General features: G+C 56.5%; 15 protein-coding genes. 6 read left to right on the top strand and 9 right to left on the bottom strand.

Annotated elements, in window-relative coordinates; genetic code table 11:
- Positions 1-465: 465 nt before the first annotated feature.
- The gene (locus tag GT753_RS25310; protein WP_160126122.1) at positions 466-1,008 is read left to right on the top strand and encodes a gamma carbonic anhydrase family protein; all 543 of its coding nucleotides are present in this window, start codon (positions 466-468) and stop codon (positions 1,006-1,008) included.
- 40 nt (positions 1,009-1,048) lie between these two features.
- Here the strand turns inward: GT753_RS25310 and aroE are convergent, their stop codons facing one another.
- The 5 genes from aroE to dprA are packed head-to-tail and all read right to left on the bottom strand — an operon-like array spanning position 1,049 to position 4,593.
- Positions 1,049-1,867 carry a shikimate dehydrogenase gene (gene aroE, locus GT753_RS25305; RefSeq protein ID WP_160126121.1) on the bottom strand — a complete coding sequence of 273 codons (819 nt, stop codon included), beginning with the start codon at positions 1,865-1,867 and terminating at the stop codon, positions 1,049-1,051.
- An 11-nt stretch (positions 1,868-1,878) separates the two neighbouring features.
- Positions 1,879-2,448 carry an L-threonylcarbamoyladenylate synthase type 1 TsaC gene (gene tsaC / locus GT753_RS25300; RefSeq protein ID WP_015379258.1) on the bottom strand — a complete coding sequence of 190 codons (570 nt, stop codon included), beginning with the start codon at positions 2,446-2,448 and terminating at the stop codon, positions 1,879-1,881.
- A gap of 7 nt (positions 2,449-2,455) precedes the next feature.
- Positions 2,456-3,001 (bottom strand): type I DNA topoisomerase, encoded by a 546-nt coding sequence (locus GT753_RS25295; protein ID WP_019456195.1) that lies wholly within the window; start codon positions 2,999-3,001, stop codon positions 2,456-2,458.
- 25 nt (positions 3,002-3,026) lie between these two features.
- Positions 3,027-3,500, bottom strand: a complete 474-nt coding sequence (smg, locus tag GT753_RS25290) for a DUF494 family protein Smg (protein WP_004929707.1) — start codon at positions 3,498-3,500, stop codon at positions 3,027-3,029.
- Positions 3,472-4,593 carry a DNA-protecting protein DprA gene (dprA, locus tag GT753_RS25285; protein ID WP_015379259.1) on the bottom strand — a complete coding sequence of 374 codons (1,122 nt, stop codon included), beginning with the start codon at positions 4,591-4,593 and terminating at the stop codon, positions 3,472-3,474. Before dprA ends, smg begins: the two co-directional genes overlap by 29 nt.
- A 133-nt stretch (positions 4,594-4,726) precedes the next feature.
- On the opposite strand from dprA, the gene def reads away from it, so the two are divergent.
- From def to mscL, 5 genes are all read left to right on the top strand, one after another.
- Complete coding sequence (def, locus tag GT753_RS25280; RefSeq protein WP_015379260.1) at positions 4,727-5,236, top strand: peptide deformylase; 510 nt, start codon at positions 4,727-4,729, stop codon at positions 5,234-5,236.
- Between the two features lie 17 nt (positions 5,237-5,253).
- Positions 5,254-6,198: a methionyl-tRNA formyltransferase gene (gene fmt / locus GT753_RS25275; protein ID WP_160126120.1), complete on the top strand. Its 945-nt coding sequence runs from the start codon at positions 5,254-5,256 to the stop codon at positions 6,196-6,198.
- Between the two features lie 72 nt (positions 6,199-6,270).
- The gene (gene rsmB, locus GT753_RS25270; RefSeq protein ID WP_015379262.1) at positions 6,271-7,560 is read left to right on the top strand and encodes a 16S rRNA (cytosine(967)-C(5))-methyltransferase RsmB; all 1,290 of its coding nucleotides are present in this window, start codon (positions 6,271-6,273) and stop codon (positions 7,558-7,560) included.
- 55 nt (positions 7,561-7,615) lie between these two features.
- On the top strand, positions 7,616-8,992 hold the full coding sequence (gene trkA / locus GT753_RS25265; protein ID WP_021505260.1) for a Trk system potassium transporter TrkA: 1,377 nt from the start codon (positions 7,616-7,618) through the stop codon (positions 8,990-8,992).
- 137 nt (positions 8,993-9,129) lie between these two features.
- Positions 9,130-9,546 carry a large-conductance mechanosensitive channel protein MscL gene (gene mscL / locus GT753_RS25260; protein WP_015379263.1) on the top strand — a complete coding sequence of 139 codons (417 nt, stop codon included), beginning with the start codon at positions 9,130-9,132 and terminating at the stop codon, positions 9,544-9,546.
- 57 nt (positions 9,547-9,603) lie between these two features.
- Here the strand turns inward: mscL and GT753_RS25255 are convergent, their stop codons facing one another.
- The 4 genes from GT753_RS25255 to rplQ all read right to left on the bottom strand — a co-directional run bounded on the left by GT753_RS25255 (position 9,604) and on the right by rplQ (position 11,229).
- Positions 9,604-9,810 (bottom strand): alternative ribosome-rescue factor A, encoded by a 207-nt coding sequence (locus GT753_RS25255; RefSeq protein WP_004929720.1) that lies wholly within the window; start codon positions 9,808-9,810, stop codon positions 9,604-9,606.
- A 75-nt stretch (positions 9,811-9,885) separates the two neighbouring features.
- Positions 9,886-10,317, bottom strand: coding sequence for a Zn(2+)-responsive transcriptional regulator (gene zntR / locus GT753_RS25250; RefSeq protein ID WP_004929722.1), 432 nt, complete (start codon positions 10,315-10,317; stop codon positions 9,886-9,888).
- A complete protein-coding gene (locus GT753_RS25245) occupies positions 10,317-10,691 on the bottom strand; it encodes a DUF1992 domain-containing protein (RefSeq protein WP_004929724.1) in 375 nt (124 codons plus the stop codon). The genes zntR and GT753_RS25245 overlap by 1 nt, the downstream gene beginning before the upstream one ends.
- Positions 10,692-10,839: 148 nt before the next feature.
- Positions 10,840-11,229: a 50S ribosomal protein L17 gene (gene rplQ, locus GT753_RS25240; RefSeq protein ID WP_004929726.1), complete on the bottom strand. Its 390-nt coding sequence runs from the start codon at positions 11,227-11,229 to the stop codon at positions 10,840-10,842.
- Positions 11,230-11,260 lie beyond the last annotated feature (31 nt).

The following is an 11,260-nucleotide window of genomic DNA, read 5'->3' as shown; positions in this document are numbered from 1 at the left end:
TTACTGCATGAATTTTACTTCAGTTAGTCACTCTTCAAGACTTGATATTTTTTTGCATCCGAAGATGCTGGATATCGTCTTGTGGAGTGCCCACACAGATTGTCTGATAAATTGTTAAAGAGCAGTGAGTTAGGCGCTTTCGCTTGCTAACTCGAGGTGGCGTATATTACGCTTTCCTCTTTCAGAGTCAACCCTAATTTTCAGGATTTTTTCTCTTTCTTCCCGGCCGCTCTGTGAAGTGAATCACTTGCGCCGTGTCGATGGAGGCGCATTATAGGGATCCGAGTTTTTTGCACAACCCCTTTTTTGATCTTTTCTTTCTGTTTGCACACTTTTCAGCCCTTCCGGGTGGATCTTGTGCGATCAGGGCCATTTTCCGCAGGATCCTGCGCGGCGACTGGTTGTAATTCCATCGCCAGGGTCTAGTATTGCCGGTAAATATGATCCCGACGTGAGGCAAGCACCATGTCCGATGCAGTACGTTCTTATCTTCAATACACACCCAAACTCGGTCAACGCGTCTTGATCGATCCTTCCAGCGTGGTGATCGGCGACGTCGATCTGGCGGATGACGTCAGCATCTGGCCGTTGGTCGCCATCCGGGGCGACGTCAATGCGGTAAAGATCGGCGCGCGCAGCAATATTCAGGACGGCAGCGTACTGCATGTGACTCATCGCTCCGAACATAACCCCGACGGTTATCCCCTGCTTATTGGGGAAGACGTGACCGTTGGTCATAAAGCGATGCTGCACGGCTGCGCCATCGGCAACCGGGTGCTGGTCGGGATGGGATCGATCCTGTTGGACGGCGTAGTTGTAGAAGATGACGTGATGATTGGCGCCGGCAGTTTGGTGGCGCCGGGCAAGCGCCTGGCGAGCGGCTATCTTTATATGGGTAGCCCGGCACGCCAGGTTCGGCCTTTGACCGCCGCCGAGTTGGAGGGATTGCTTTATTCTTCTAACAACTATATACGCTGGAAAGACGAATACCTGTCGGAAGATATCTGATGGGCGCCCCGTTCCCTATAAAGAGAACGGGGTAGGGGATTTATGCCACCAGCTCGCTGCGCAGCTGGCGTAATACCGGCTCGATCTCCGGCATCACTCCGTGCCACAGCAGGAAAGCATGTGCCGCCTGCCCCACCAGCATACCCAGCCCATCGGCGTATTCCGTTGCGCCCTGCTGCTGCGCCCAGGCCAGAAATGGCGTAACGCCTTGCTGATAGAACATGTCATAGCAACGGGTTTGCGCATTCACCACGCCTGCAGGCAACGCCGGGATCTCCCCGCTGATGCCGGACGCCGTCGCATTGATCACCAGATCAAAAGCTTGTTGACCCAATTGATCCATCGGCACCGCCGAGATCTCCCCCAGATGCCGGAAAGCGTCGGCCAACTCTTGGGCCCGGCTGAAAGTGCGGTTGGTGATCGTGAGCCGGCAGCCGAAAGACAGCAGCGGCAGGATCACGCCGCGCGCCGCGCCGCCGGCGCCCACCAGCAGAATGCGATCCTGCGGCCGGATCAATTGCTGACGCTGCAGATCGGTCAGCAAACCGATGCCGTCGGTGTTGTCCCCCAATAGACCGCCATTCGGCAATACCTTCAGGGTGTTAACCGCACCAGCCATCGCCGCGCGCTCACTCAGTTCAGAGGCTGCCGAATAAGCTCGCTCCTTGAAAGGCACCGTGACGTTCGCCCCCAACCCTCCGGCGCGGATAAACGCCTGCAGGCTGGTTTCAAAACCGTCCAGCGGCGCCAACACCGTCCCATAAGGATGCTCAATGCCGGTCTGGGCAGCAAACAGCGCATGAATTCGCGGCGACTTGCTGTGGCCGATAGGGTTGCCAAATACCGCAAACTTCTCCATGCCCATTACCTCTAGCCCTGACGGATCTGTTCGCCGGTCAGAACGTCTCTGATTTCGGAAGGATTAAGACGGCCACCCACCTTGCCGCGCAATACCGGGAAAGCTTCGCCGAACTGCCGCGTGACCTCATCGGCACTGCGGCACGGTTCCAGCCCACTGAGATTGGCGCTGGTCGACACCAGCGGCTTGCCGTACTGCCGGCACAGCAACTGCACCAGCGGATGATCGCTGACGCGCACCGCCAGTGAACTGAAACGCCCGGTCAACAAACGCGGCGTCTCCGGCCGAGCAGGCAACACCCAGGTTACCGGCCCAGGCCAGCTGGCAAACATCGTCGCGCGCTGCTGTTCGCTGAGCGTACTGTCGTCAATATAAGGCTTAAGCTGCGCATAGTCGGCGGCGATCAAAATCAGCCCCTTTTCCCACGGCCGCTGTTTCAGCGCCAGCAATGCATTGACCGCCTGCTCGCTGTCGGGATCGCAACCCAGGCCGAATACGGCTTCGGTGGGATACGCAATCACCTGCTGTTGATGCAAAGCATCGATGATAGATAAAAGGTTCGGGCTTAATTCTGAATTCATGATGTGATTATTCTGTAGTCGCGACGGGTTTTCCGCACAGCTTGCTGGCACAGCACAGGACGGGGCCTTTTGCCGTGCGCTTTTCCATCAGCAGCGGGTAATGGCAGTAGGCGCATTCACCGGCGACGGGTTTAACGTTGAGGGCGAACTGGCATTCCGGGTAACGATCGCAGGAATGAAAAACCTTGCCGTAACGCGACTTGCGCTGCAACAGCTTGCCTTGCCCGCACTGCGGACAGGTAATGGCGGTTTCGTCAGGCTTGTCGATCACTTCTGTGTGATCGCATTGCGGATAATCGCTGCAGCCGATAAACATGCCGTAGCGCCCCTGGCGCAGCACCAACGTCGCCTGACATTTCGGGCACTGTTGCCCATCCAACACCTTAACGATATGCCCATCGGCCTGCGCTTTCAGCGGCCGAATATATTGGCATTCAGGGTACTGGGAACAGCCGAGGAAGGGGCCGTGGCGACCGCTACGGATCACCAGCTCGGCCCCGCATTCCGGACAGGGTTCATTTTGCCTGGCGGCAAAAATCGCGTTTTTTGTCATAACGTCTTCTATGCGCGTTATCGGCTCAATGCAGATAACCTTCGTTCACTTCAAACAACAGTTCTTCCATTTGCTGATAGGCGCTTTCATATCCGGGGATATTAAACAGCACCATCAACACGACCCATTTCAGATCTTCGAGATCGAATTCCGCATTATCCAAAGCCATAACGCGGTCGATAACCATTTCACGGGTTTCGAGGTTCAATACCTGAATCTGTTCCAGGAACAGGAGAAAACCACGGCAGCCGGCGTCCAAACGCGCGCTTTCCTCTTCGGTATAGATCCGCATCGCCAGCGGATCGGCATCCATAAAGTAAGGCGCGTTTTGACCTTCTTGCAGGTCGGCCAACTTCTCAAGCCAATTCAACGCGTTGTAGATATCATCCTGATGAAACCCCGCCTGGGCGAGATCATCGGTCAGTTGATCCTGATCGACGCGCATCTCTGGTTCATTGTGGATATAAGTTTCAAACAAGTACATGAGTACGTCGAACATGGCTTGCCCTCCTTATTCGGACATAGCCGCCGGGTACAGCTGCGATCCACCCTGCTAACTCCAGCTCGAGTAACTTGATTACTACCACTGGCACAGGTTGGCCGGCACGTTCAGCGACGACGTCAACAGGTGTCACCTCATCTCCTACGTTAGCCAACACATCGGCAAATGGCAATTCAACTTCAGCCTGCGACGCACAAATAGTTGTATTTTCGTTCAGTGGCAACCACTGAAGGCCGCTTCCCAGCAATTCGGCGATATCTTTCGGCCCAGTCACCAGATGCGCGCCCTGTTGGATCAGCCAGTGCGTGCCTTCGCTCATCGGGTTCCCTAACGGCCCCGGCAAGGCGAATACCTCACGCCCTTGCTCCAGCGCATAGCGAGCCGTCACCAGGGTACCGCTGCGCAACGAGGCTTCTATGACCAGCACACCCTGGCTCAGCCCGCTGATAATGCGGTTGCGGCGCGGAAAATGGTCAGCCAGGGGCAAATCGGTGACCAAATGATCTGAAATCACCGCACCGCCCTGCTCGACTATCTGCTCTGCGAGCCTGTGGTGCCGCCGCGGGTAGACATTGGCCAGCCCGCAGCCCAACACCGCTATCGTGCAACCCCCGGCCGCCAGCGCTGCGCGATGGCAAATGCCGTCGATGCCGATCGCCAAACCGCTGGTGATGGTGAAACCGCAACGCGCCAATTCCTCGGCGAAATGGTTAGCCCAGCGCTCGCCGTAGTGGCTGAACTGCCGGCTGCCAACCATGGCAAGTTGCGGGCGCAACAGCGCCTGAGGATCTCCATCGATCAGCAGGAACAGCGGCGCATCGTCGATCTGAGCCAGGCATTCGGGATAGCCGGCCGCTGCATAGTTCAGCATACGGTGCGCCGGCACTTCCAGCCAACGCAAGGTGGCCGCCAGATAACCGGGATCCGTCTGGTTGAACTGTGCCCGCTGCCTTTCGTTCAATCCCAGTTCACGCAGCGCGCGATTGGGTTCGCCCCCCATTTGCGATAACTGCTGCACGATCCGGCTGGCCGTCGGGGTTTGTAGCCCCGTAACCCCCCGCATCCGTAAAGCGATCTCTTCCAGCCGCATCCTCTGTTCCCTCAGCAAAAACGGTGGTATTACCAATCTGAGCAATTGGTGCGCAATGCTGTCAATCAGGTCGGGAAATGTCTAGAATAGAGGTTAAACCTCGTTCATTACTCGGATACAGATCTAAAGATATATGTCAGTCTTGCAGGTATTACATTTCCCAGACGAGCGTCTGCGCAAAGTCGCGGCGCCGGTAAAAGAAGTCAATGCAGATATCCAGCGCATCGTGGATGATATGTTTGAAACCATGTACGCAGAGGAAGGCATTGGCCTGGCTGCGACTCAGGTGGATATCCATCAGCGCATTATCGTGATCGACGTCTCCGAGAATCGCGATCAGCGCCTGGTGCTGATCAACCCGGAGCTGCTGGAAAAAAGCGGCGAAACCGGCATCGAGGAAGGCTGTCTTTCCATTCCAGAGCAGCGTGCGTTAGTGCCGCGCGCCGCGCAGGTGAAGATCCGCGCGCTGGATCGCGAAGGCAAACCTTTCGAGCTGGAAGCGGACGATCTGCTGGCGATCTGCATCCAGCACGAGATGGATCACCTGATGGGCAAGCTGTTCGTCGATTACCTGTCGCCGCTCAAGCGCCAGCGTATTCGTCAGAAACTGGAAAAAATGGCCAAGCTCCAAGCCCGCGCCTAACCGATCAGGAAATCAACGTGTCTGACTCTTTACGGATTATTTTCGCCGGAACACCAGACTTCGCAGCGCGTCATCTTGACGCGCTGTTGTCATCTGAGCACCAGATTGTCGGCGTATTTACCCAGCCCGACCGCCCGGCAGGCCGCGGCAACAAGCTGACGCCAAGCCCGGTCAAAGCGCTGGCTGAACAACACCAACTGCCGGTATTTCAGCCCAAATCGCTGCGCCCAGAAGAGAACCAGCGCCTGGTGGCCGATCTTAACGCCGACGTGATGGTGGTTGTTGCCTACGGGCTGATCCTGCCACAAGCGGTGCTGGATATGCCGCGCCTGGGCTGCATCAACGTACACGGTTCGCTGCTGCCTCGCTGGCGCGGCGCGGCACCGATCCAGCGTTCGCTCTGGGCCGGCGACAGCGAAACCGGCGTGACCATCATGCAGATGGACGCCGGCCTCGATACCGGCGACATGATGCACAAGATCGCCTGCCCGATTGAGAGCAGCGACACCAGCGCCAGTCTCTACGGCAAACTGGCCCAGCTCGGCCCGCAGGGCATGCTGACGACGCTGCGCCAAATGGCCGACGGCAGCGCCACCCGCGAAGTACAGGACGAAGCGTTGGTCACTTACGCCGAGAAGCTGAGCAAAGAAGAAGCTCGCCTGGACTGGAACCTGTCCGCTGCACAACTGGAGCGCTGCATCCGCGCCTTCAACCCTTGGCCGATCAGCTACTTCACCATCGACGATCAACCGGTAAAAGTCTGGCAGGCCAGCGTGCTGGCGCAAAGCGCCAACGCGGAGCCGGGCACCGTTGTCCATGCCGACAAGCAAGGCATTCAGGTGGCGACCGCCGACGGCATCCTCAATCTGATCCAGCTGCAGCCCGCCGGTAAGAAACCGATGTCGGCGCAGGACCTGTTAAATTCACGTCGTGAATGGTTTACCCCGGGTAACCGGCTGTAAGTCACCCCACTGCCCGGCCGTTCATCGCCGGGCCGTTATTTTCTTAATGCCGATCGTTATCAGCTTCAGCCTATGAAAAATAATTACAATCTCCGCAGCATCGCTGCCAAAGCCATCGGCCAGGTGCTGGATCAGGGGCAGTCGCTCAGCACTGTCCTGCCGGCGCTGCAAACCTCCATCAGCGACAAAGATCGCGGGTTGCTGCAGGAGCTGTGTTTCGGCACGTTACGCGTGCTGCCGCAGCTCGAATGGTGCATTCAGCAATTGATGGCCAAGCCGCTGACCGGTAAGCAGCGTACGCTGCACTACTTGCTGATGGTCGGCCTGTATCAGCTGCTGTATACCCGCATCCCGGCGCACGCCGTGCTGGCAGAAACCGTGGAAGGTGCGGTAGCGCTGAAACGCCCGCAGTTAAAAGGCCTGATTAACGGCGTCTTGCGCCAATTTCAACGCCAGCAGGAAGAGCTGTTGCAACGCGCCGCCAACAATGACAGCCGCTATCTGCATCCCAGCTGGTTACTGAAACGCATTCAACAGGCTTATCCCGCCAACTGGGAACAGATCGTCGACGCGAATAACCAGAAGCCGCCGATGTGGCTGCGCGTCAACCGCCTGCATCACACCCGTGACGCTTATCTGCAGCTGCTGAACGACGCCGGCATCGCCGCGGAAACTCATGCAGACTATGCCGATGCAGTGCGTTTGCTGGCGCCTTGCGCCGTGACCGATCTGCCAGGGTTCGCCGAAGGCTGGGTCACCGTGCAAGATGCCTCAGCCCAGGGGTGTGTCGATCTGTTGGATCCGCAAGACGGCGAACAGATCCTCGATCTGTGCGCCGCACCCGGCGGCAAAACCACGCATATTTTGGAAGCGGCGCCGAAAGCACACGTCATGGCGGTCGATATCGACGAACAGCGCCTGGCGCGAGTCAAAGAGAACCTGCAGCGTCTGCGTTTGCACGCAGAGGTTAAACTGGGCGATGGCCGCACTCCGCAGCAGTGGTGCGGGGACAAGCAGTTCGACCGCATCCTGCTGGACGCGCCTTGTTCCGCCACCGGTGTGATCCGCCGTCATCCCGACATCAAATGGCTGCGCCGCGATCGCGACATCGCCGAACTCGCCGCACTGCAGGCAGAAATTCTGGAAGCCGTCTGGCCGCATCTAAAATCAGGCGGAGTGATGGTTTACGCCACCTGTTCTATCCTGCCGGATGAAAACAGCAACCAGATCGCCGCGTTCTTGCAACGCCACGCCGATGCCAAGCTGGTTGAAACCGGTGATGCGCAGCGGCCAGGGCGACAGAATATCCCGCATCCCGAGGACGGTGATGGCTTCTTTTACGCTAAGCTGATTAAAATGTAATGCTTCAGGGCGTGCGTGCGCGCCCTAAGTCTTTCAGTGTGAAGCAGAGAACACGATGAAAATAATTATTCTTGGTGCCGGTCAGGTTGGCGGGACGCTGGCGGAAAACCTGGTGGGTGAAAACAACGATATCACCGTCGTCGATACCGATTCCGGCCGCTTGCGTCAGCTGCAGGATAAATTCGATTTGCGGGTGGTTCAGGGGCATGGTTCCCACCCTCGGGTGCTGCGCGAAGCCGGCGCAGAAGACGCCGACATGCTGGTCGCCGTCACCAACTCCGACGAAACCAACATGATCGCCTGCCAGGTCGCCTATTCTCTGTTTAATACCCCTAACCGTATCGCCCGTATCCGCGCGCCGGAATACATCCGCGAGTCGGAGAAACTGTTCCTGCCGGAAGCGGTGCCAATCGACCATCTGATTTCGCCGGAGCAGCTGGTCATCGACTATATCTACAAGCTGATTGAATACCCTGGCGCGCTGCAGGTGGTCAACTTTGCCGAAGGCAAGGTCAGCATCGCCGCGGTTAAAGCCTATTACGGCGGCCCGCTGGTCGGCAATGCGCTCTCTTCAATGCGCGAGCACATGCCGCATATCGATACCCGCGTCGCCGCCATATTCCGCCAGGATCGTCCGATCCGTCCGCAGGGCTCGACCATCATCGAAGCCGGCGATGAAGTGTTCTTCGTCGCCGCCTCACAGCATATCCGCGCGGTGATGAGCGAACTGCAGCGGCTGGAAAAACCCTATAAGCGCATCATGATCGTCGGCGGCGGCAACGTCGGCGCCGGCCTGGCCGCCAAGCTGGAAAAAGACTACAACGTCAAACTGATCGAGCGGAATCAGCAACGCGCCGCCGAACTGGCCGAACAGCTGCACGACACCATTGTATTCTACGGCGATGCCTCCGATCAGGAGCTGTTGGCCGAAGAGCACGTCGAGCAGGTGGATGTTTTCATCGCCATCACCAACGACGATGAGGCCAACATCATGTCCGCCATGCTGGCCAAGCGCATGGGCGCCAAGAAGGTGATGGTATTGATCCAGCGCCGCGCCTATGTCGATCTGGTGCAAGGCAGCGTGATCGATATTGCCATTTCCCCGCAGCAGGCAACCATCTCCGCGCTGCTTGGGCATGTGCGCAAAGCGGATATCGTCAGCGTCTCGTCACTGCGCCGCGGCGTGGCAGAAGCGATCGAAGCGATTGCCCACGGCGATGAAAGCACATCTAAAGTGGTCGGCCGCATCGTGGAAGACATCAAGCTGCCACCGGGTACCACCATCGGTGCGATCGTGCGTGGCGACGACGTGATCATCGCCAACGGCAACAGCAAAATCGAACAGGGCGATCACGTCATCATGTTTATTACCGACAAGAAATTCGTGCCGGACGTTGAACGCTTGTTCCAACCGAGCCCGTTCTTCTTGTAGAACGAATTTATTAGGCGATGGTCTATAATTGCGTAGTTGTTCTCTGCCTTGGGAGGAGATAAAACTTCTCTCCATTTGTGGCAAAGGGAAATTGCTTTGTTAAACTTGAGTTATTAATTCTGCAAGGGGTGCGTTCTATGAGTATGTTGAAAGAGTTTCGCGAATTTGCCATGCGCGGCAACGTGGTCGATCTGGCCGTCGGTGTGATTATCGGTGCTGCATTCGGCAAGATTGTTTCGTCCTTCGTGGCCGATATCATCATGCCACCGTTGGGCTTACTGATTGGCGGCGTCGATTTTAAACAGTTCCATCTGGTGTTACGTGAAGCTCAGGGCGCCGTACCGGCGGTGGTAATGAACTATGGTTCATTCATCCAGACCGTATTTGACTTTGTGATTGTCGCCTTCGCTATCTTCCTGGCGATTAAACTGATGAACAAGATGCGCCGCAAGCAGGAAGAAGCGCCAGCAGCGCCGCCAGAACCAACCGCAGAAGAGAAACTGCTGACGGAAATCCGTGATTTGCTGAGCCAGCAACAGCAGCCAAAGCTGTAAAACAGCATTAAGTTACGCCAATAAAAAGCCACCGATGAAGGTGGCTTTTTTAATGCCTTAAAACCAGAAAGCCAGTGGTAAATTATCGTTTGATAGTTTGCCACTGGCCTCCCAGTTACCGCCTTTGTTGTGTTTTTCTTTACGCCGATAGCTGCCTTTGCCTTTCACATTCTTTTCCACTCGTTGGCGGAATAGCGGGTCATGCAGCAGCGCCTCAATGGCGTTATCTTGAATCTGGCCTTTAGTGTGACGATATTTCGTCATGATAATGCTCCTGTAAAAGGTAGGGTAATAAAACGAGCCGATAATACTGCCGGCAATATAAAAATTAAAGTGTCGTCAGCAATCTTTTTTGCCTTTATCATCGCTGGCACCCTGTTCCAAGGCTTCCAGAATAGAACAATAGTTGCTGGTATGGGCAGTGCCGCAGCAGGCGTCACTCAGGCGTTTCAACGATTCGCGCATGCGAGTCAGCTCCGCCAACTTGCTTTCCACTTCGCTCAGTCGCGCATCGACGATCGACTTCGATTCCTGGCAGGTATGATGTTCAGGATCAACCCGGATCGACAGCAGTTCGGCGATCGTTTCCAGAGTAAAGCCCAACTGTTTGGCATAGCGAATAAAACGCAGCCGCTGCAGGTCCTGCTCCGTATACAGCCGATAACCGCCTTCGGTGCGGACATTGTGATCCATCATGCCTTGCTTTTCATAGTAACGCACGGTATCCGGCGTCACTTCGGCGAGCTTGGCCAACTGACCTATCTTGAACATTACCGCTCCTCTCGGGTGAACTTGCCATCAAGCGCGCGCTGATATTCGCCATGCAAGAAATCGGTGCTCATCCCAGCCTGACGCAGCCGGTGCTCCAGCAGTGCCATGCGCTTGCTGAGATCGACATAGTCCGGATGTTCGCTATTAATCTCTTGCAGCAAGCGGGCAACGGTCAACGCCTCTTTACGATCTTCCAGCGCCGGCGGCAGGTAACCGGCATTTTTCAGCAAACGGTAACCGGCGCGTAGCTCGGGCGGCACCGCGCTGTCATCTTCCAGCGCCAGCGGCTGCCCCTGGCCAGGCAGGTTGTCGAACTCGCCTTTATCCTGAGCATCAAGGATATGACGCTCCGCCCATTGATCAAGCAACCCCATGACAGACAGCCTCGGTTAGCCTAATGAATAAGCCTTAGCATAGCGGATAGGGGCGGGGATCTTAAGCACTGCAGGGGAATTGCGCACATTTGGCTGGATTTGGACGTAAAAAAACCGGGCAAGCCCGGTTTTTTTACGCGTCTACAGATTACTCTGCAGTTGCTACTTCTGCTTGAGACTCAGCACGATCAACCAGCTCGATGTATGCCATCGGCGCGTTGTCGCCTGCGCGGAAGCCACACTTCAGAATGCGAGTGTAACCACCGGCACGGCTCGCGAAACGCGGGCCCAGCTCGTTAAACAGTTTTGCCACGATCTCGTTATCACGAGTACGGGCGAATGCCAGACGACGATTAGCTACGCTGTCGGTCTTGGCAAGAGTAATCAGCGGCTCAACAACGCGACGCAGCTCTTTTGCTTTTGGCAGGGTCGTCTTGATGATCTCATGACGAACCAAAGAGCCGGCCATGTTACGGAACATAGCCTGGCGATGGCTGCTGTTACGGTTCAGTTGACGACCACTCTTACGATGGCGCATGACCTTATCCTTCTCAGTAAAACCTTAACCT

Source organism: Serratia sp. Z4 (assembly GCF_009900725.1).
Taxonomy (GTDB): Bacteria; Pseudomonadota; Gammaproteobacteria; order Enterobacterales; family Enterobacteriaceae; genus Serratia; species Serratia nematodiphila.
The sequence above is the reverse complement of the archived record's forward strand: the minus strand, read 5'-3'. Positions and strand labels throughout refer to the sequence as shown.